The sequence below is a fragment of the Ventosimonas gracilis genome, assembly GCF_001580025.1.
Lineage (GTDB): Bacteria > Pseudomonadota > Gammaproteobacteria > Pseudomonadales > Pseudomonadaceae > Ventosimonas > Ventosimonas gracilis.
The window spans coordinates 15821-36718 of record NZ_LSZO01000047.1; the positions used below are offsets into that span (position 1 = coordinate 15821).

The 20898-nt window shown below is 55.9% G+C and carries 20 protein-coding genes; 12 read left to right on the forward strand and 8 right to left on the reverse strand.

The annotated features are described in order from the left end of the window. Positions 1-41 precede the first annotated feature (41 nt). Positions 42-884: a carboxylating nicotinate-nucleotide diphosphorylase gene (gene nadC, locus AXE65_RS02600; RefSeq protein WP_068387671.1), complete on the forward strand. Its 843-nt coding sequence runs from the start codon at positions 42-44 to the stop codon at positions 882-884. Positions 885-920: 36 nt separating this feature from the next. On the opposite strand, the gene AXE65_RS02605 is transcribed toward nadC, so the two are convergent. The 4 genes from AXE65_RS02605 to rpoE form a co-directional block, all read right to left on the reverse strand. Then, a complete protein-coding gene (locus tag AXE65_RS02605; protein ID WP_068387674.1) occupies positions 921-2333 on the reverse strand; it encodes a DegQ family serine endoprotease in 1413 nt (470 codons plus the stop codon). Between the two features lie 81 nt (positions 2334-2414). After that, positions 2415-3338: a MucB/RseB C-terminal domain-containing protein gene (locus AXE65_RS02610; protein ID WP_068387677.1), complete on the reverse strand. Its 924-nt coding sequence runs from the start codon at positions 3336-3338 to the stop codon at positions 2415-2417. Between the two features lie 5 nt (positions 3339-3343). Then, on the reverse strand, positions 3344-3961 hold the full coding sequence (locus AXE65_RS02615; protein WP_068387680.1) for a sigma-E factor negative regulatory protein: 618 nt from the start codon (positions 3959-3961) through the stop codon (positions 3344-3346). A gap of 21 nt (positions 3962-3982) precedes the next feature. Then, positions 3983-4561, reverse strand: a complete 579-nt coding sequence (gene rpoE / locus AXE65_RS02620) for an RNA polymerase sigma factor RpoE (RefSeq protein ID WP_068387729.1) — start codon at positions 4559-4561, stop codon at positions 3983-3985. A 143-nt stretch (positions 4562-4704) separates the two neighbouring features. On the opposite strand from rpoE, the gene nadB reads away from it, so the two are divergent. Continuing rightward, positions 4705-6342: an L-aspartate oxidase gene (nadB, locus tag AXE65_RS02625; protein WP_068387683.1), complete on the forward strand. Its 1638-nt coding sequence runs from the start codon at positions 4705-4707 to the stop codon at positions 6340-6342. On the opposite strand, the gene AXE65_RS02630 is transcribed toward nadB, so the two are convergent. Then, on the reverse strand, positions 6308-6757 hold the full coding sequence (locus tag AXE65_RS02630) for a protein YgfX (RefSeq protein WP_068387691.1): 450 nt from the start codon (positions 6755-6757) through the stop codon (positions 6308-6310). The two genes, nadB and AXE65_RS02630, sit on opposite strands and share 35 nt — an antisense overlap. After that, positions 6732-6995 (reverse strand): FAD assembly factor SdhE, encoded by a 264-nt coding sequence (locus AXE65_RS02635; RefSeq protein WP_068387695.1) that lies wholly within the window; start codon positions 6993-6995, stop codon positions 6732-6734. Before AXE65_RS02635 ends, AXE65_RS02630 begins: the two co-directional genes overlap by 26 nt. A gap of 86 nt (positions 6996-7081) precedes the next feature. Between AXE65_RS02635 and ygfZ the strand changes: the two genes are divergently transcribed. From ygfZ to AXE65_RS02690, 10 genes are all read left to right on the forward strand, one after another. Further along, positions 7082-7969: a CAF17-like 4Fe-4S cluster assembly/insertion protein YgfZ gene (gene ygfZ / locus AXE65_RS02640; protein ID WP_068387697.1), complete on the forward strand. Its 888-nt coding sequence runs from the start codon at positions 7082-7084 to the stop codon at positions 7967-7969. 353 nt (positions 7970-8322) lie between these two features. Beyond that, entirely contained in the window at positions 8323-10302 is a 1980-nt protein-coding gene (locus AXE65_RS02650; protein ID WP_068387703.1) for an NAD(P)-binding protein, read from the forward strand. A gap of 128 nt (positions 10303-10430) precedes the next feature. Then, positions 10431-13268, forward strand: coding sequence for an excinuclease ABC subunit UvrA (gene uvrA / locus AXE65_RS02655; RefSeq protein ID WP_068387706.1), 2838 nt, complete (start codon positions 10431-10433; stop codon positions 13266-13268). Positions 13269-13425: 157 nt separating this feature from the next. Further along, entirely contained in the window at positions 13426-13767 is a 342-nt protein-coding gene (locus AXE65_RS02660) for a DUF4845 domain-containing protein (RefSeq protein WP_160330582.1), read from the forward strand. Continuing rightward, the gene (gene rnc, locus AXE65_RS02665) at positions 13764-14456 is read left to right on the forward strand and encodes a ribonuclease III (protein WP_068387712.1); all 693 of its coding nucleotides are present in this window, start codon (positions 13764-13766) and stop codon (positions 14454-14456) included. Before AXE65_RS02660 ends, rnc begins: the two co-directional genes overlap by 4 nt. Then, a complete protein-coding gene (gene era, locus AXE65_RS02670; protein WP_068387713.1) occupies positions 14449-15339 on the forward strand; it encodes a GTPase Era in 891 nt (296 codons plus the stop codon). The genes rnc and era overlap by 8 nt, the downstream gene beginning before the upstream one ends. Beyond that, positions 15332-16075 (forward strand): DNA repair protein RecO, encoded by a 744-nt coding sequence (recO, locus tag AXE65_RS02675; protein ID WP_068387715.1) that lies wholly within the window; start codon positions 15332-15334, stop codon positions 16073-16075. Before era ends, recO begins: the two co-directional genes overlap by 8 nt. Continuing rightward, complete coding sequence (gene pdxJ / locus AXE65_RS02680; protein ID WP_068387717.1) at positions 16068-16832, forward strand: pyridoxine 5'-phosphate synthase; 765 nt, start codon at positions 16068-16070, stop codon at positions 16830-16832. Before recO ends, pdxJ begins: the two co-directional genes overlap by 8 nt. A 116-nt stretch (positions 16833-16948) precedes the next feature. Further along, positions 16949-17251, forward strand: coding sequence for a ribbon-helix-helix domain-containing protein (locus AXE65_RS02685; protein ID WP_275574852.1), 303 nt, complete (start codon positions 16949-16951; stop codon positions 17249-17251). Beyond that, the gene (locus AXE65_RS02690; RefSeq protein ID WP_068387722.1) at positions 17248-17676 is read left to right on the forward strand and encodes a type II toxin-antitoxin system VapC family toxin; all 429 of its coding nucleotides are present in this window, start codon (positions 17248-17250) and stop codon (positions 17674-17676) included. Before AXE65_RS02685 ends, AXE65_RS02690 begins: the two co-directional genes overlap by 4 nt. A gap of 26 nt (positions 17677-17702) precedes the next feature. Here the strand turns inward: AXE65_RS02690 and AXE65_RS02695 are convergent, their stop codons facing one another. Continuing rightward, complete coding sequence (locus AXE65_RS02695; RefSeq protein WP_068387724.1) at positions 17703-18986, reverse strand: O-acetylhomoserine aminocarboxypropyltransferase/cysteine synthase family protein; 1284 nt, start codon at positions 18984-18986, stop codon at positions 17703-17705. Between the two features lie 22 nt (positions 18987-19008). Beyond that, a complete protein-coding gene (locus tag AXE65_RS02700) occupies positions 19009-20754 on the reverse strand; it encodes an amidohydrolase (protein ID WP_068387727.1) in 1746 nt (581 codons plus the stop codon). Positions 20755-20898: the final 144 nt, after the last annotated feature.

A 20898-nucleotide genomic window follows, 5' to 3' on the forward strand; every position in this document is an offset into this window, starting at 1 on the left:
CCTTTATAATCGCAAGCCCCGTTGATTGCCGGAGTTTTACCATGCCTGACCTTTTGCTGGCCGATCTTGCCGATGAGATTAAGGCCAATGTGCGTTTGGCGCTGGCTGAGGATATCGGCAGCGGCGACATCAGCGCGCGTCTTGTGCCGGAGCAGCAGCAGGCCAGTGCGCGGGTGATTAGCCGTGAGACCGCGGTGCTCTGTGGCCGTGCTTGGGCGGATGAAGTGTTCCGTCAATTGGATAGCCGCGTCACTTTGCATTGGCAGGCCGAAGACGGGCAGCGTATCGCCGCCAATCAAACGATTGTCAGCTTGCAAGGCCCTGCTCGGGCGCTGCTCAGCGGCGAACGGGCAATGCTTAATTTTTTGCAGACCTTATCGGCTGTTGCCACCTGCGCCCGCGGCTATGCGGACTTGGTAGAAGGCACCCATGTGCGCCTGCTCGATACCCGAAAAACCCTGCCGGGGCTGCGCCTTGCGCAAAAATATGCGGTCACTTGTGGTGGCTGCCATAACCACCGCATCGGTCTGTTTGATGCCTTTTTAATCAAGGAAAACCATATCGCCGCTTGCGGCAGTATTGCAGCCGCGGTAGCCGCCGCTCGCAAGATAGCGCCGGATAAACCGCTGGAAGTTGAGGTAGAAAACCTCAATGAATTTGAGCAGGCGCTTAACGCCGGAGCGGACATTATCATGCTCGATGAACTGTCCGCTGCCGATATGAAAAAAGCCGTCGCCCTTAACCAAGGCCGCGCCAAAATCGAAGCCTCAGGCGGTATCAATCAAGACAATCTGCGCGCAATCGCCGAAACCGGCGTGGACTTTATCTCCATCGGAAGGCTCACCAAAGACATCAAAGCGGTGGATTTATCCATGCGCTTTTAAGGTGCCCCACTCCCGCAAGCGGGAGTGGGGCGAGGGTTATTTATCCAGCCTAAAGGTGATAAAGCTTGCGCGGCCTTGACGCAGGACGCGCATGGAGACCGAACGTCCGGCGGGCAGTTCGCGGGTAATTTTGCTGAAGGTGGCGGTGCCATCGACCAAACGGTTATTCAAGTGAGTGATGACATCGCCCGGACGCAGGCCGATGGAGGCGGCAGGCTCGCCGGTCACTTCGCGCACCAGCACGCCGCCGCTAGTATCCATGCTTTTGCGTTGTTCGGCGGAAAGTTCAGCCACCGTCACGCCCAAGCGGTTATTGCTGCGCGCTTCACCTTGGCTGCCTTTGGCCAGCAGCGCGTCGTCTTCGCTGGGCAGCTCGCCAATTTGGATGTCTATCGTGCGACGTTTGCCTTCGCGGACAATATCCAGCCGTGCTTTATCGCCGGGGTTGAGCACACCGACGCGGTGCGGCAAGTCGGATGAGGATTCGATGCCCTGCCCATTGAGCGCAAGGATGATGTCGCCGACTTTTAATCCGCCCTTGGCGGCTGGGCTGTCGTCTTGGACTTCGGCGACCAGTGCACCGCTGGGTTTGTCCAGGCCAAAGGATTCGGCCAAGTCGCGGTTAACCTCTTGTACCATCACGCCCAGCCAGCCACGGCTGACTTTGCCGCTCGCTTTCAGTTGATTGGAGACATTGAGCGCGACATCAATCGGGATGGCAAAGGATAAGCCCATAAAGCCGCCGGAACGGGTAAATATCTGCGAGTTAATGCCGACCACTTCACCTTTAAGGTTAAACAGTGGCCCGCCGGAGTTGCCCGGGTTAATCGCCACATCGGTCTGGATAAAGGGCACGTAGCTTTCATTCGGCAAGCTGCGGCCTTTGGCGCTGACAATGCCCGCGGTGACCGAATGGTCAAAACCAAAGGGCGAGCCGATGGCAAGTACCCATTCGCCCACTTTCAGTTCATCGGACTTGCCAAGGCGCACCGTTGGCAGGTTTTTGCCATCGACTTTGAGCAGTGCGACGTCGCTGCGCGGGTCAGTGCCGATCAGCTCGGCTTTAAGTTCACTGCGGTCAGACAGGCGCACGATAATTTCCGTGGCGTCGGCGACCACGTGGTTATTGGTCAGAATGTAGCCATCAGAAGAGATGATAAAGCCCGAACCCAGCGACTGTGCCTCGCGTTGACGCGGACGCGGCTCGCGCGGCAGGCTGCGCTCAAAAAAATCACGAAAAATCGGCGGCAGGTCGTCCAAATCGGGCATCGGCGGCATGGCACCACGGCTGGGCGCTTTTTGCGTTGAGCTGATATTGACCACGGCGGGCGCGGCTTCTTCCACCAACGGGGTAAAGTCCGGCAATTGCGCTCGCGCGGGCAGCCATACGGCTAGCAGCCATAACGCAGCGATCAACGAAAGCAAGGGTTTGAATCTTAGGTTTGACATGGCAACTCCTTGGGTTGAAAAACATCAAAACAACGGATGCGGGCACAGTCTGTAGGCAGGCCGTGCCAAAACTCGGTGGATTTACCGTGCTGCGTCAGTGATGAAGGAAGCAATCATCATGGCGGTACTCGGCGGGATTTCCCCGACCACTGTCACCATCCAATCCGCTGCGGCAAAGCGGCGGCGGCTGGATACCAGGGCGGTAGAGCCAAACAGGCGGCTGGGTATTTCCCGCCACTGTGCGTTTAAAGGCTCGATAAATACCGAAAAACGGGCAAGACCATCACCATAAGTCAGCTGCGTCACCTTGGAACTTTCGTGTTTTTGCACTTGCAGCAGGCGAAAACCGTCCGGCAGATAGGATAACTGCCAAGAGCCTGCGGGTTCGGGCTGCGCGGTTTCTATGCTCTGTGCGGTAGCGGGCAGGCAGGCGCTGCTGGGGGTTAAGGCGTCTGCTGGCAGCGAGCCTGGACTAAAATCCAAAAATTGCAGGCTTTCCAGGGTTTGCCCCTGTTCGCCCAAAAGTACCGTCTTGAGCAGCACATGGGTTTTGCTATCGACGTACAGTTCCATCGCGTAGCGATCCCTGTCGCGTGGTATCAGTTGCAGCGCAAAGGTCTCGCGTCCGGCTACCCGCGAGAGGGTAAATCCGAAGTCATAGACACTGCGTAGCCTGTCAAGGTCGAGCGGCTGCCTGGCATGGCGGGCGAGCGGCAGCGCCTCTTGCAAAGCGGCAGAGGCGCAGCGGGTGGTATCGCCCTCGCGCAGTATTTCCTGCACAGCACCATCGAGGCGCAGCAGGCGTTCGTGGACAACGCCCGCTTCGGCCTGATGCCAGATGCGATAGGTGGAAAAATCGCCGCCACGCTGATAGCTGAAGCTGCCTTGAAAACTTTGCTGCTCGTAGGCACTTTGCATGCGCCGCAGTACATCTACGGGCGACAGTGGGGTAATCGCCAACAATTTGAGCGGCAGCAGGCAAACAAGCAACAAGAGGTAGCGCATGGCCGTTATCGCTCATTAAAGCTGGCGGCACGTGCATCTGGCAGCATGCCGTCAATGCCCTGTTGCTGCGCACTTTGCCGGTGGTGTTGCAGCAGGTAGTTGCGCAGACGCTGCGTTTGCTGCCAGTTCGCCTGTTCGGACGGCCACTGCGGCGACGCCTTGGCTTCGGTGCGCTCAGCGCTGCTGCCAAAGCCTGCCAATTGCGGCGTTTCGGCCAGCGGCAGGTTAAAGGGCGCGGGCGCTGCTGTCTGCATCGGCAGATTGTCCGGCGGCTCGGAGGATTGATAAAAGCGCACGCCACCCAGCACCGCCAAGGTGACGCTCGCGGCCATGGCCCATTGTCCGCCAACGCGCCACAGGCCGCGCCTGGTTACCCTTTTACCTTGCGCTATGGGCGAGGCTTTGGGCGCTGCATGCAAAGCGGCGGATACCCGTTCGGCCAAATAAAGCGGCGCGAGTGACTGCTTTTGCCCGTGCAGCACGGCGCGGGCGATTTGCCAGCGCTGCCATTGCTGGCGTAGCGCCTGGCTTTCGGATTGTTTAAGTAGGCGCTGTAGTTCCAGCTCGCTGGCCTCGCCGTCCATCAAGGCCGACAGGCTCTCGTGCAGGGTGTTTTGGTTCATCGTCTGTTCCCCCAACAGGCTTTACGCATCCGGCAACAAGGGTTGCAAGGCTTTATCCAAGAGTTCGCGGGCGCGAAACAGCCGCGAGCGCACGGTACCGACCGGGCACCCCATTACGCTTGCAATCTCTTCATAACTTAAGCCCTCAAATTCACGCAAACTCAGCGCGGTGCGCAATTCAGCGGACAGTTCCGCCAAGGCTTTTTGGGTGGCGTTTTGGATTTCATCGCGTAGAGCCAACCGCTCCGGTGAGTCAATATCTTTAAGGGCATGATCGCTCTCATAAAACTGCGTATCGTTAATATCGACATCAGCCCCCGGCGGCCTGCGTCCGCGCGAAGCCAGATGATTTTTCGCCGTATTGATGGTAATACGGTACAGCCAAGTGTAAAACGCACTGTCTCCACGAAATTCAGCCAGTGCCCGCCAAGCGCGGACAAAGGCTTCTTGCGCGACATCCTGAGCTTCATGAAAGTCCGCGACAAAGTGACTGGCCAGGCTCACAATCCGATGCTGATATTTGAGCACCAATAAATCAAACGCTCGTTTATCCCCGCGCTGAACCCGGGCGACCAACTGGCGGTCATCGTCCGGCAGCATGTGCATAGACCCCGCTCTGGCACAAAAGTTCCTCTCCTTATTCCCTTTTTACTGAATTTTCCCAAGCCTGATTTCAAGCAATCAACCCTGTTTTTGCCGGCTCACTATATGCTAGAACGTCAATTTTATGGGCAGAGACACAGATGCGTGCAGTCAATCGACATTTTCGCCACGATGTGCTGATTATCGGCAGCGGTGCGGCCGGGCTTACTCTCGCGCTGTCGCTACCGGCTTCATTAAGTATTGCCGTGCTCGCCAAGGGTGACTTGGCGCAGGGCGGCGGCTCAACCTGGTGGGCGCAAGGCGGCGTGGCGGCGGTGCTGGATGACGGTGACAGCATCGAATCACACGTAGACGATACCTTACGCGCGGGTGGCGGTTTGTGCCATAAAGACGCCGTACGCCTGACCGTCAGCCACAGCCGCGAGGCCATTGATTGGCTGCTCGCGCAAGGCGTGCCCTTTACCCGCGACCCTTCGCCGGATAAAGAAGAGTGCGCTTTTGAATACCACTTAACGCGCGAAGGCGGGCACAGTCACCGCCGTATTATCCACGCGGCGGATGCCACGGGCGCTGCGATTATGCAAAGCCTGCTCGAACAGGTACAAAAGCGCCCCAATATTGAGTTACTCGCGCAGCATGTGGCGATTGATTTGATTACCAGCAGCAAACTCGGTCTGCCTGGCAGGCGCTGCTTGGGCGCTTATGTGCTAGATGGCACGCGCGATCATGTGGATACCTTTGCCGCGCGTTTTACCGTGCTGGCCTGCGGCGGTGCGTCCAAGGTTTACCTTTACACCAGCAATCCCGATGGTGCGAGTGGCGACGGCATTGCTATGGCGTTTCGCGCAGGGTGTCGGGTCGCCAACCTTGAGTTCAACCAGTTCCACCCCACTTGCCTGTACCATCCCAAAGCCAAGAGTTTTTTGTTGAGCGAAGCGCTGCGTGGCGAGGGCGCACTGCTTAAATTGCCGAATGGCGAGCGCTTTATGCCGCGCTTTGACCCACGTGCTGAACTCGCCCCGCGCGACATCGTCGCCCGCGCTATTGACCACGAGATGAAGCGCTTAGGGGTCGATTGCGTGTATCTGGACATCAGCCATCTATCGGCGGACTTTATCAAAACGCACTTTCCTACCATCTACCGCCGCTGTCTGGATTTTTCCATCGACATCACGCGCGAACCCATGCCGGTCGTGCCGGCGGCGCACTACACCTGCGGGGGCGTGATGGTGGATGACTGTGGTCGCACCGACTTAAGCGGCCTCTACGCGCTCGGCGAGACCAGTTTTACCGGCTTGCACGGCGCGAACCGCATGGCCAGTAATTCGCTCCTGGAATGCTTTGTTTACGCCCGCCGCGCCGCCGCTGATATCGAACGTTGCGCCGCACAAAGCGCGGAGTCACCCGCGCTGCCCAGTTGGGATGCAAGTCAGGTCACCGATTCGGACGAAGACATCATCATTTCGCACAACTGGGATGAGCTTCGGCGATTTATGTGGGATTACGTCGGCATTGTGCGCACCAACAAACGCCTGCTGCGCGCCCATCACCGCGTGCAGCTTTTGCTTGCAGAAATTGATGAGTTCTACAGTAACTACAAGGTCAGTCGCGATTTAATCGAACTGCGCAACCTCGCCCAAGTCGCCGAGCTGATGATTCGTTGTGCACAAAATCGCAAAGAATCACGCGGTCTGCATTACAGTCTCGACTATCCCGGGCGGCTTGAGACGGCAGCAGACAGCATCATTGTTCCTGAAAACGCTTGCGAGCAAACTTAAGCCGTACCCGAAGGCGCCGGTGCGTATCAAAAGGCAGCGCATCAAAAGGAATACAAAGTCCATGCGAAAACCATTGATCAGGCAGACGAAAACGCAGCACCACACAAAGCGGCAAGGCCAAACTGTCCGGCCGCAACTGCACGGGCTGCCAGCCGTTTTGGCGACTGAACAGGGAAAAGCCTTGTGCATCGTGACGCAGTCCAATAAACGCCTGTGGATGGCTTAAGCCTATCTGCCTTGGCAATACCCAAATGGCGTGCAATAACACTGCGGCCGCCGCCAAAAATTGCACCCAGCCAGGCAGCCTTGCCAGACACAAGGCAACCAACGCAGGCAGCAACAATCCGAAGTAAAGCCAAAACAGCCGCCTTGATGGCCGCCAAAAGCATTCAAACGGCGTTATGCTTTGCGGCATTTTGCAAAATCAGTTGGACTATCGCTTGCAAATCCGCATCATCCGGCTGCGTGCGCTGCATAAACCAAGCAAACAGGTCTTGGTCTTCACAGGCGAGCAGCTTGTGGTAACGCGCCTTGTTTTCACTGTCGAGCTTGGGGTAGGTCTCGCGCACAAAAGGCACCAACAGTAAATCCAACTCCAACATGCCACGGCGGCTGTGCCAGAACAGACGGTTTAGTTCAGAGGTTTCAGTCATGGGTTATTTATCGAAAAATCAAGGCGGCAAAGTATAGCGCCCGCATCTATGATGCCGCTTCTTGCTTGCTCCCTTGGAAACCAGCCATGACCCAGCCAAGCGGCTTTTGCCCGCTCACCCACGAAGGCGTGCTCGCCGTGCGCGGCGCGGATGCAGAAAAATTCCTGCAAGGCCAATTGACCTGTAATCTCGCCTGGCTTAAAGACGGCAGTAGCAGTTTGGGCGGGCGCTGCAATCTTAAGGGGCGGCTGATTTCAACCTTTCGCATCCTGCCCGAAAGCGACGGCTTTTTACTGGCAATGGCCGCCGAACTGGTGCCGGTGCAATTGGAAGAACTCAAAAAATACGCGCAGTTTTTCCGCCGCTGCGCTTTGCTTGACGAAAGCCTGCTGTGGCAGCGTTTCGGCCTGCTGGGTGCAGACAGCGGCTTGCCAGAACCCTTAGGCAAAGTGATGCAAGGTCACGAGCAATTCAGTATTCGCCTCGATAACCAGCGCAGCGAGCTTTGGCGGCGTACCGATAGCGCCGAACCCACCAATGGATGGCTACAGCTGTCGCTAGATAGCTGGCGGCTTGCGCAAATCCGCGCGGGTATCGGTCAAGTGTTTGGGCAGACTTCTGGCCGTTTTATTCCGCAGATGCTTAACCTGCCAGCCGTCGGCGGAGTCAGCTTTAAAAAAGGCTGCTATACCGGCCAGGAAATCGTCGCGCGCATGCAATACCGCGGGCAAAACAAACGTCGCCTGTACCGCCTGCATGCACAAACCGGCCAAATCCCCCCGATCGGCAGCCTGCTTGCAGACAACGCCGGTGAAGTCGTCCTCGCCGCGCCCGCTGATGACGGCTGCGAACTGCTCGCCGTGCTGAGCGAAAGCGCCGTGGCGCAAAGCCATCTACAGCTTGCAGACGGCACAGCGCTTAACCTGTTGGATTTACCCTACCGGCTCGACCGCGATTTGGAAATACAGCGCTAGGCCTTGTCGCTGCATACCGCCAGACACATCTTGCACTCCACCTGAAGTGAATCAGTGTCATGCGCATCAAATCCCAGGGTTACGGAATCAAAGACCTGCTCTTCGATGATATCGACGCCTTTAACGACAAACTGCTCGACTACCTTATATGGCTCAACGAGCAAAGACCTCATATGCCCTAAACTTGCTCTCCCCATGCAGTTACTTGAACAACAGTATCAGTGCAATATGTGCTGGCGGAATACAGTCGCTTGACCTTACTACGGCAAAGGCTACAATGCAAAAAGTCGTTAAGTGGACTTTAGCCTGCAATAACCGTGGAATAACCGTGGAATAACCACAGGATAATAACAATGAACTGGAATAAACAAGACAAGCAATTGGGCATGGATAAACCCATTACCCGTCGGGATTTTCTGGATGGTGTGGCAATAACGGCAAGCTCCTTGGCAGCCGCCAAATTATTGATGCCGCTTAATGCCTTGGCTGAAGAAAGCAGTATTTATCCGCCATTAAAAAACGGATTAACCGGGCAAACCAATGCCTCATTTAATATTATGCATGCGATACGTGACGGCAGTTTTTGGAATAACGCACCCCAACCCATTAACAGCGGCGAGCATTATGATTTAGTGGTGGTTGGCGCGGGGCTTTCCGGTCTTGCGGCGGCTTTTATTTATCGGCAGCAAGCCGGTGCGGATAAAAGCGTATTGCTGATTGACCCGCTGGATGATTTTGGCGGGCACGCCAAGCGCAATGAATATATCAGTAAAAGCGGCAAAGCCCTTATTGGCTACGGCGGTTCACAATCTCTGGATACGCCGGGTTTCTTTAGCCCCGCAGTGCATCAGTTATTGCGTGATCTGGGTATTAATCTGGAGCGCTTTGAAACTTGGTTCGAGCAGAACTGGCAAAAAGAACATGGTCTTGCCGAAAATGCACTGTTTTTCTGCAAGGAGCAATGGGGTCAAGATAAGCTGGTTATCCGCACAGACAATACCGCCGAATGGGTTTCGCAAACCCCACTTAATAGCAAAGCCAAGGCTGATTTAATCAGTCTGATTGATGCGCCCAAAGACTTTCTGGCGGAGCTTTCCCGCGAAGATAAATTGCAAAAATTAAGTGACATCACTTACCAAGAATTTTTGCTTAATTACGCCAAGGTCGATGCCGAACTGGCTTTGCTCTATCAAAGCAGCACAATGGCTTATTTTGGTGCGGGTATTGATGCGGTTAGCGCTTTGGATGCCTGGACTAACGGCAGCCCCGGCTTTGACGGCATGGATTTGGGCGATGCCGTCCATAAAAACATGGCACCCAGCGGGCGCGTTAATTTTGCAGGCGCCGACCCTTATATCCATCACTTCCCCGAAGGCAATGCCGGCGTGGCGCGTGCATTGGTTCGGCAATTAATTCCACAAGCACTGCCCGGTCATACGATGGAAGACATCAGCCTGGCGCGGCTTAATTATGGGCAGTTGGATAATCCACACAACAAAGTGCGTATTCGCTTGCATTCCAGCGCGGTTAAAGTCGCTCATCAGGGAAGCCCAGAAAACGCAGATAAAGTCACCGTCAGTTATGCCGATGAACAGGGCAAACTGTTTTCCGTTAATGCCTCTCATGTGATACTGGCTTGCTGGAATCGAGTGATTCCTTATTTAACCGATGAATTGCCACGACCACAAATTGATGCATTAAATGACCAGCAAAAAGTGCCGCTGATTTATGGCAATGTACTTATTCGCAACTGGAAAGCTTTTGATAAATTAAAAATTGACAGCTTTAGCGCCCGTGGGCATTTTTGGCGCAGTGTGGGTATTGATTTTCCGGTATCGGTAGGTAACTACCGTTTTGCTCAATCGCCGAATGACCCGGTATTGCTTCATCTATCCAAAGTCTTTGCACAAAGCGGGGCAGGCAATGCCCGTGAACAGTTTAGGTTGGCACGTTGGCAGTTATTTAACTTAAGTTTTAGCGAGATGGAGCGTTCCATCCGCGATTTATTAAACCGCGCACTGGGCGCAGGCGGCTTTAATGCCGCGCGGGATATTGAAGCCATTACCTTTAACCGCTGGGCGCACGGCTACGCCTATGAATATATGCGGCCTTGGGATAATTACTGGCCGGATGGCGAACTGCCCATTTTCCGCGCCCGTAAACCTTGGGGGCGCATTGCCATTGCCAATGCCGACAGCGGCGCTTATGCCTACGCCCATTCAGCGCTCGACCAAGGCATTCGTGCCGTGCGTGATTTGCTCGGCACGCCCGCCGGTGCGCCCGACTACAGCCACTTCCCCGGCCCGCCTTTGGATAAATTGGGGCTTGCCTGAACGCCCTCTTCCCGGCCCTCTACATCAATGGGTAAGGGGCGGGGGAAGGCAGGATAAGGCGCACTGGCTGCGCCGCTGGCCGCGTCTTATACTGCGCCTCTTTTGTGCTTTGCCTTTGCTGGGCTGTGATGGCTGTAGAGAATATTCGGGTACGTGGGGCGCGAACCCATAATCTGCAAAATATCGACCTCGACCTGCCGCGTGACAAGTTGATTGTGATTACCGGCCTGTCCGGTTCCGGCAAATCTTCGCTCGCGTTTGACACGCTCTATGCCGAAGGGCAGCGGCGCTATGTCGAGTCGCTATCGGCCTATGCGCGGCAGTTTTTGTCGATGATGGAAAAACCCGATGTGGACAGCATCGACGGGCTGTCACCGGCGATTTCCATTGAGCAGAAATCCACCTCGCACAATCCGCGCTCAACCGTCGGTACCATCACGGAAATTTACGATTATCTGCGCCTGCTCTACGCGCGAGTCGGCATCCCGCGCTGCCCGGAGCACGATTTGCCGCTGCAAGCGCAAACCGTTAGCCAAATGGTTGACCAAGTGCTGGCTTTGCCCGAAGGGCAGCGGCTGATGCTGCTTGCGCCGGTGGTGCGCGAACGCAAGGGCGAGCATCTGGCATTGTTTGAGCAACTGCGCGGGCAGGGTTTTGTGCGCGCACGTATCGACGGCAGATTGCACGAGTTGGACGAACTGCCGAAGCTCAACAAGCTGCAAAAGCACAATATCGATGTGGTGGTAGACCGCTTTAAGGTGCGTAAGGATTTGGCGCAGCGCCTCGCCGAATCCTTTGAAACGGCGCTGAAACTTGCAGAGGGTATCGCGCTGATTGCGCCGATGGAAGGCGAAGCAGGTGAGTCGCTAACCTTTTCTGCCCGCTTTGCCTGCCCCACTTGCGGCTATTCGATTGGCGAGTTGGAACCCAAGCTGTTTTCCTTTAACAATCCCGCAGGTGCTTGCCCGACTTGCGACGGTTTGGGCGTGAAACTGTTTTTTGACCCGAAGAAACTGGTAAACCCCGAACGCTCTCTGGAAGACGGCGCCATTCGCGGCTGGGACAAGCGCAATTTTTATTACTTCCAGGTATTAAGTTCGCTGGCCGAACACTACGGCTTTAGCCTGCAACAGCCGTTTGGCAGGCTGCCAGAAGACTTGCAAAAAATCATCCTGCACGGCAGCGGCAAGGAAAAAATCGACTTTCACTATTTCAACGACAAGGGCGACAAAATCGTCCGCAACCACAGTTTTGAAGGCATTTTGCCCAGTTTGGCCAGGCGCTACCGAGAAACTGAATCGGCCAGCGTGCGTGAGGAACTCGCCCGCCTGCAATCGAGTGCGCCCTGCCCACACTGCCACGGCACGCGCTTAAAAGTAGAAGCTCGGCACGTGTGGGTCGGTGAAAAAACCTTAGCCGCCGTCACCGCTTTACCCATTGGTCAGGCACTGGCCTATTTTGAGCAACTATCGCTCGCCGGCAGGCGTGGGGAAATCGCCGCGAAAATCCTTAAAGAAATCCGCGAGCGTTTGCAGTTTCTGGTTAATGTGGGTCTCGACTATTTAACCTTAAGCCGCAGCGCAGAGACGCTGTCCGGCGGCGAGGCGCAGCGTATTCGTCTGGCCAGTCAAATTGGTGCGGGTCTGGTCGGCGTGCTGTATATCCTCGATGAACCCTCAATTGGCCTGCACCAGCGTGATAACGAACGACTGCTCGGCACGCTGACCCATCTGCGTGACCTGGGCAACACGGTGATAGTGGTTGAGCACGATGAAGAGGCCATTCGCATGGCCGACCACGTGCTGGACATCGGTCCCGGCGCTGGCGTACACGGCGGGCGCGTGGTCGCCGAAGGCACGCCTGCTACCGTGATGGCCTGTGCTGATTCAGTGACCGGCCAATATTTAAGCGGCGCAAAACAAATCGCCGTGCCACTGCAGCGCACCGCGCCCGATCCCGAAAAAATCCTGCATTTAAGCGGCGCCCTTGGCAATAACCTGCAAAACGTTCATCTCAAGCTGCCGCTGGGGCTTTTAACTTGCGTGACCGGCGTTTCCGGCTCGGGCAAATCGACGCTGATTAACAACACACTCTACCCGCTCGCCGCCACCGCGCTTAACGGCGCAACCAGTCTGGATGCTGCGCCTTTTGCAGCGATAACAGGCTTGGAGTTGCTGGATAAAGTCGTTGATATTGACCAAAGCCCGATTGGCCGCACGCCGCGCTCTAATCCTGCGACCTATACCGGCCTGTTTACGCCGATACGTGAACTGTTTGCCGCCGTGCCGGAAAGTCGCGCCCGTGGCTATGGGCCGGGGCGGTTTTCCTTTAACGTCAAGGGCGGGCGCTGCGAGGCTTGCCAAGGCGACGGGCTGATTAAGGTGGAAATGCACTTTCTGCCCGATATTTACGTCCCTTGCGACCAATGCCAAGGCAAGCGCTACAACCGCGAAACGCTAGGAGTCCGCTACAAAGGCAAAACCATCCACCAAGTGCTGGAAATGACAGTGGAAGAGGCGCGGGAATTTTTCGATGCCGTACCGCTGATTGCGCGAAAACTGCAAACGCTGATGGACGTTGGGCTGGCCTATATCAAGCTGGGGCAGAGCGCGACTACGCTGTCCGGCGGCGAAGCGCAGCGCGTAAAACTGTCACGCGAACTGTCGCGCCGTGATACCGGCAATACCCTTTATATCCTCGATGAACCGACCACCGGCCTGCACTTTGCCGACATCAAGCAACTGCTCGATGTGCTGCACCGCTTGCGCGACCACGGCAATACCGTTGTGGTGATTGAGCACAATCTGGATGTCATTAAAACCGCCGACTGGCTGATTGATTTAGGCCCGGAAGGCGGCTCTGGCGGCGGGCAAATTATCGCCAGCGGCACGCCGGAGCAGGTCGCCCAAATGCCGCAATCGCATACTGGAAGGTTTCTTAAGCCTTTGCTCTCTACCCTCGCATAAATGGGCGAGGGGATGGGGCAATATGCCATTCGCAGAAACCGCATTCGGCCTGTATAGTTCGCTTTCCTGCCATTAACCCATACAACCGTTATTTCAAGGAAAGCTGATGAAATCCATAACCCAAGCATTTCCAGGTAAGCAAAAAGGCGCCTCCCCGATGGGCATATTACTGGCCGTCGTGATTATTCTCTTTGTCGTAAGCATTGCGTTTAAGATGGTGCCGCACTATATGGACTACAAGGCTATCGAAAAGTCGGTTGAAGGGCTTTCCAGCGTATCCTCAGGCTCGGTTAAAACACCGGCGGCGTTTTATCAATATATGCAAAAATCCATGCAGATTAACGCCATCCAGAATGTCAAAGCCGAAGATATTATGAAGGTCGAGCGCAATGGCAATCAGTTTACCGTTTATATCGACTATGAAAGACGCGAACCGATGATTAAAAATCTCTCTTTAATTGCCCACTTTAAAAAAGAACTTAGTGTACCTGTCCCGTGAATGTTTCAAATCTTTCCCGTCTTGAACAGCAGCTGGGTTATTGCTTTAGCCAACCCAAGCTGCTGCTTTTGGCACTGACCCACCGCAGCTTTTCCCACCACAACAATGAGCGGATGGAGTTTTTAGGCGACTCCATTTTGGGTTTTCTGATTGCTGAAGCCTTGTTTGGCCGCTTCCCAGGTGCCCGCGAAGGGCAGCTTTCCAGATTGCGTGCCAAGCTGGTCAAAGGGCAGACCCTGGCAACGATTGCCCGCCGTTTTTCGCTCGGCGACTGGCTGCAACTGGGCAGTGGCGAGCTGAAAAGCGGCGGCTTTCGGCGCGAATCCATCCTTGCCGACAGTTTGGAGGCGGTATTGGGCGCTATCTACCTAGACGGCGGCATAGTGGCGGCGCGTAAGCGCGCCTTGGCTTGGTTTGCCGATGAACTGGCCAGCCTGACGCTGGAAGCGCCGAACAAAGATGCAAAAACCCGTTTGCAGGAATTTCTCCAATCGCGCGGCTGCGAACTGCCGCAATACCAAGTGCTGCAAGTGCAGGGCGAGCCGCACCAACGCCATTTTGTGGTCGAGTGCAGCGCCGCCTTGCTCAAAGAAAAAACCCAAGGGCAAGGCGGCAGCCGGCGGATTGCCGAACAACTCGCCGCCCGTGCCGCTCTGATTGCGTTGGGACTGGAGAAAACCCATGACTGAGAGCACGCGCTGCGGTTTTGTCGCCATTGTCGGCAGGCCGAATGTTGGCAAATCCACCCTGCTTAACCATATCCTTGGGCAAAAGCTCGCCATCACCTCGCGTAAACCGCAGACCACCCGCCATAACATGCTGGGTATTAAAACGGAAGGTGCGGTGCAGGCGATTTATGTCGATACCCCCGGCCTGCATGCAAGCGCTGGCAAGGCGCTTAATCGGCAGATGAACAAAAACGCGCAGTCCGCCTTAAAAGATGTCGATGTGGTGATTTTTGTGCTTGACCGCCTGCACTGGACAGAGCAAGACCAAGCCGTTGCCGAACGGCTGAAAACGCTGCCCTGCCCGCTGCTCTTGGCCATCAACAAAACCGACCGCCTTGAGGACAAAAGCCGCTTAATCAGCCATATGGCTTTTCTTGCCGGTGAACTGCCGAAGGCGGAAATTCTGCCGATTTCCGCGCTTAAAGCGGAAGGCATAGCACAGCTTGAGCGGCGCATTGGTGAGCTGTTACCGCAAACGGCGCACCTGTTCCCCGATGACCAGATTACCGACCGTTCGAGCCGCTTTATCGCGGCCGAACGGGTGCGTGAAAAAATCATGCGCCAATTGGGCGACGAACTGCCCTATCAGGTCGCCGTGCAGGTCGAAGAGTTCAAGCAAGAAGGCAAGCTGCTGCATATCCACGCGCTGATTTTGGTCGAACGCGACGGGCAGAAAAAAATCATCATCGGTGAAGCGGGCGAGCGGCTAAAAAGCATCGGTAGCGCCGCCCGCAAAGAACTGGAAGCGCTGTTTGAAAGCAAAATCATGCTGCGCCTTTGGGTCAAAGTGCGTAGCGGCTGGTCCGACGACGAACGCGCCCTGCGCTCGCTAGGTTATGACTAATATCTCCCTCCCACAGTTGTGGGCGAGCGGGCAGCCCACCAGCAGCGCCGCTTTTATCCTGCACAGCCGCCCCTACAAAGAAACCAGCGCCTTGCTGGATATTTTCAGTCCACAACAGGGGCGTATCCGCGCCGTACTGCGCCGCGCCCGCACGGCTTTTGGCGGTGTGGCGCAGCCTTTTATCCCGCTCGATATTGAACTGCGTGGACGCGGCGAGCTGAAAACCCTAAGCCGACTGGAAGCACTCGCCCCAGCGCTTAAGTTAAGCGGTGAGCGCCTGTTTAGTGCGCTTTATCTGAATGAACTGCTGATGCGCCTGCTGCCGCAAGCCGATGCGCAACCGCTGCTGTTTGAGCACTACCAAAGCGCCCTTGCCTTGCTCGAAAGTGGCGCTCTCCTTGAGCCGGTGCTGCGCCGCTTTGAATGGCAGTTGCTGAACGAACTGGGTTACGGCTTTGCCCTTGACCAAGAGCAGTGCGGTCGGCCGCTGCAAGCGGATGGCTACTACCGCCTGCATACAGCAGGGGGCTTGCAGCGCAGCGACGGCACAGACGCCAGTCTGTTTGCTGGACACAGCCTGCTGGCACTGGCACGCGGCGAGTGGTCGGCAAACGGCGCGCTACCCACCGCCAAGCGGCTGATGCGAAAGGCGCTGGCCGCGCACCTTGGCAGCCGCCCGCTGGCCAGCCGCGGGCTGTTTATTCGCCCCATTACAAAGGTTCTTACTCATGCTTAAACCCAACCGCATTTTGCTTGGCGTTAATATCGATCACGTCGCCACCTTGCGTCAGGCACGCGGCACGCGCTACCCCGACCCGCTCAAAGCAGCACTGGATGCCGAAGAAGCCGGAGCCGACGGTATTACCCTGCATCTGCGCGAAGACCGCCGCCATATTAAGGACAGCGACCTCGTGCGTTTTAGAGACGCACTGCAAACGCGGATGAATCTGGAACTGGCCGTGACAGACGAAATGCTCGCCATTGCCGAAGGCATTCAGCCGCAACACGCCTGCTTGGTACCGGAAAAACGCGAAGAACTGACCACCGAAGGCGGTTTGGATGTGCTCGCGCAAGAAAGCAAAATCGCCGCAGCCGTTAATCGGCTGACCCAGGCAGGCTGCGAAGTCTCACTATTTATTGACCCCAGCCTTAAGCAAATCGAAGCCGCCGCCCGCTGCGGCGCACCGGTTATCGAACTGCACAGCGGCCACTACGCCGATGCACCAACGCCCGCCGAATGCGAACAGGAACTAAACCGCCTGCAAACGGCCGCCGTCTTCGCGCTTGAATTGGGGCTTATCGTCAACGCCGGACACGGCCTTAATTACCACAACGTAGAACCGGTTGCCGCCATTGCCGGTATCAACGAACTCAATATCGGCCACGCCATCGTCGCCCACGCCCTGTTTGTCGGCTTTAAACCCGCCGTTATGCAGATGAAAACCCTGATCACCGAAGCCGCTTGCCGGGGGATTGCCAAAAGTAAAAGCTAATCACTCCAAGCCAATGGTTTTGGTTAACGATTGACGTTTTAGGTGTTTTGTCATAGGTATGACGCCTCCTGCTCAGGGTTAAAAGGCTTAAAACCATAACAACCGCTGATGTTCGCATCAATGCCCGCTTGACTGGCAAGGATGCGGCTTGCTTTGAAGAGCTTCTGCGGCAAAACGGCGGCTCTGTGTCCGATTTGTTACGCGCGGCTCTACGTGAGTATTACCGCAATCGCCTTCCTGCCAAGCTTGGTGCAAAGCAGCTCTTGCAGGGTTTTGTGGCCGCCGGCGAAGGGCCGCAAGATTTAGCGCTTGAATACAAGCGCTATCTAAGCGAAGAGCTGGCTGACAAGCTAAATACCGAATACCGGGTTCATGAAACGCACGCTTTGTATACGGGTGCCGCGAAAGAAAAACCATGATTTTGGCCGACAGCGATTTTTGGATTGCGCTGTGCAACCGTCGTGACCGTTATCACGGCTTTGCCGCCTTCGCACTTGAACGCTGGTCAGACGAGGGCTTTATCAGCACATGGCCGGTCTTGACCGAAGTCACCCATTTGCTGAACGCGCGGATAGGCATTCGGCAAACGCTGGATTTTATCGATGCTGTGGCGCAAGGTGCCTGCACGGTGGCTCAATTGTCCGATGGGGTGCCGATGCGCATGGTCTATTTGATGCGCCGCTACAGCAACCTGCCGATGGATTTGGCCGATGCTTCGCTGGTGTTGTTGGCCGAACAGCTCGGCGAAGGCCGTATTTTGTCTACCGACAGACGCGATTTTTCAGGCTATCGCTGGAAAAATACCCACCCCTTTACCAATCTGCTGCTGCAAGACGTGGATTGACGCGCGGTCAATCCACATTAAGGCACTTATACCTTCGCCAGCGCCTGCTCCAAATCGGCCAGCAAATCATCGATATGCTCAATGCCGATGGAAAGGCGCACCATGCCTTCGCTAACCCCGGCTTTTTCCAATTCGGCAGGGCTGAGTTGTCGGTGGGTGGTGGAGGCGGGGTGGGTGGCCAACGATTTGGCATCGCCGATATTGACCAAGCGCACAAAAAGCCCCAGTGCATCCAAAAAGCGCTCGCCTGCCGCGCGGGCTTCGCCGGTTTTTGCTTTAAGGCTAAAGGACAAAATACCGGAAGCGCGGCTTGCCAAGTATTTTTGTGCCAGTGCGTGGTCGGGATGCTCTGGCAAAGCGGCGTAGCGCACCCACTCCACCTTGTTATGTGCTTGCAGATACTTGGCGACCGCCAGTGCGTTTTGGCAGATGCGCTCCATCCGCAGCGGCAAGGTTTCAATGCCTTGCACAATTAAAAAAGCGCTGTGCGGGGCAAGTGCCGCACCGGTGTTGCGTAGCGGCACCACGCGCACACGGGCGATATAGGCCGCCGCACCAAAAGTTTCGCTGTAAACCACGCCGTGGTAGCTGGGGTCTGGTTGGCAGAGTGCAGCAAAGCGCGTTTTATGCGTCGTCCACGGGAATTTTCCACTATCGATAATCGCCCCGCCTAGCGTGTTGCCGTGTCCGCCCAGATACTTTGTCAAGGAGTGCACCACAATATCCGCGCCGTGCTCAATCGGGCGCAGCAGGAACGGGCTGGGTACCGTGTTATCGACAATCAGCGGCACGCCGGCGGCGTGGGCGACATCGGCGAGCGCGGCAATATCGCAGACATTGCCCAGTGGGTTGCCGATGGATTCGATAAATACCGCACGGGTTTTATCGTCAATTAACGCGGCAAAGTCAGCCGGTTTTCGTGGGTCGGCGAGGCGTACTTCAATGCCTTGTTGCGGCAAGGTATGCGCAAATAGATTGTAAGTGCCGCCGTATAAGGTGCTTGCGGAAACAATATTGTCGCCCGCCGCCGTAATGGCCTGAATGGCATAGAGAATCGCCGACATCCCGGACGCGGTGGTTACCGCAGCAAGGCCGCCTTCCAGCGCGGCGAGGCGTTTTTCCAACACATCGCAGGTCGGGTTCGTTATCCGCGTATAGATATTGCCGGGGACTTTTAAATCAAATAAATCCGCACCGTGCTGCGCGTTATCAAAGGCATAAGCCACGGTCTGATAAATAGGTACGGCAACCGCTTTGGTGGTCGGATCTGGTGAATAACCGGCATGTACGGCAAGGGTTTCAATGCGCATAAAGATAAGTTCCTGTTGGCAGTTAAGGCGCTTCGGCGCGGTAAACCTCGTTGCCTGCAAAAAAGGTTTGCAGTACGCGGGTATCGCGCAGTTGTTCGGGTTCTACATTAAATACGTCGCGGTCTAGCACAATAAAATCGGCTTGTTTGCCGGGCGCGAGTGAGCCGATGGTGGTTTCCAGGCGCAGTGCTTTGGCGGCATTTAAGGTATAGGCGGCGAACATGGTTTCGCGGTCAATGGCTTCGGCGGCGGCGAGCAGCCCTTTAGCGCCTTTGCGGCTAACGGCTTGGTAAATGGCCTTCCACGGGTCAGGCGTAGTCACCGGCCAATCGCTGGCACCGGCAATGGTCGCACCCTCTTTATGCAGCGAACGCGCCGGATATTGATGCCGAAAGGCCATTGCGCTGATATAAGGCTGCACCATATCAATACTGGCTTCATCGGCCATCGCCCAATAAAGCTGCATGGAAGCAATAACATTGAGCGGTTTAAAGCGGGCAAATTCTTTGGGATTAACCATCTGTAAATGGGTGACAGAATGCTGTATGTCGCTGGGATGGGTTTGGCGTGCCTGTTCAATCCCATTTAATGCCTCGCGTACCGCACGGTCGCCAATGGCATGAACATGCACCAGCCAGCCGCGTTTATCGGCGGCGCTGACCAGTTCGCCAAAGTGCTCGGGGTCAATCATCAGTTCGCCGTACTTCAGCGAGTTTTTATAAGGCTCAATCATTGCTGCGCTTTGCGCCGGATATTCGGCCACGCCATCGGCAAATATCTTGATGCCGGGCAGCGTTAAATTAGGCACATTTAAAAATTGCTGGCGGACTTGTTCAATAATCTCCAAATCTTCCGGCGTACTTTTAGAATGCGCCAGCATTAACGCGGCAACATGCGCTTTAAGTTCGCCTCGTTCAGACAGCGCTTTATAAGCGGGTAATACGCCCAAAGTTTTTGGCGTGGGTTTAAATTCGTAGAAAGCATCATTCGGATAGGCGTTGGAGAGTGGATCCATCCAGGCGGTAATGCCCAAACTGTGCAGATACTGTTGCGCGCGCAGTGCGGCTTGCTCCAGTTGGGGCGGGCTTGGCTGCGGCAGTTGTTCGAGCATTTTGGAGAAACCGGCATCGACCAAAAAACCGTTTGGCCGCATGTCCTCGTGATGACCGATGGTGGCGAGTGCTTCGCCTTCCAGCGCACGCACTGTGTCTGCAGTAATGCCAGCGCGTTCCAGCATCGGGCGATTAGCCCAGCCGGTGTGATGGTCCCAACCGGAAAAGGCAATCGGCACATCCTTCCACTCGCCTTGATTAAAGCGCCGCTCCAATTCATCCACATGCCCCCAGTAGTCGGACGGCACACCGCCCACGCTTAAAATATCGCCCATCCAGGCGGTGCCATCGTCACGCCAGGCGCGCAGTTTTTGTTCGAGTTCATCAAAGGGCAGAAACTGAATTTCAAGATTGGCACCGACCAGTTCCAATCCGGCCATCACCACATGGGCATGGGTATCGATAAAGCCCGGCATCAGCACCCGTCCTTCCAAATCGATAAGACGGGTCCCCGCTTCCTGTAAAGCCAATATCGGGTCATTACTGCCGAGTGCGCGGATCGCGCCGTTTTCTACCGCCAGTGCCTGTTGCAATGGTTGGCCGGGTTCGGCGCTGTAGACTTTGCCGTTGTGCACAATCAAATCCACGGCGGCCAAAGCGGGCAGGGCGGTGCAGGCGAGTGCGGCGGCGAGCAGGGTGCGAGGGGAAATCAGCATAAGGGCATTCCTTTGTTGTAGGTATTTGTGCGATAAGTGCACGAGTTTAATCGCTTTGGGTCTTAGGAAGCAAACGCGATCAAAGCGGCTGTTCACGCAGTAATTTTAGCAAGGCCAGATAGATGTTTTCATGTCGATGATTGA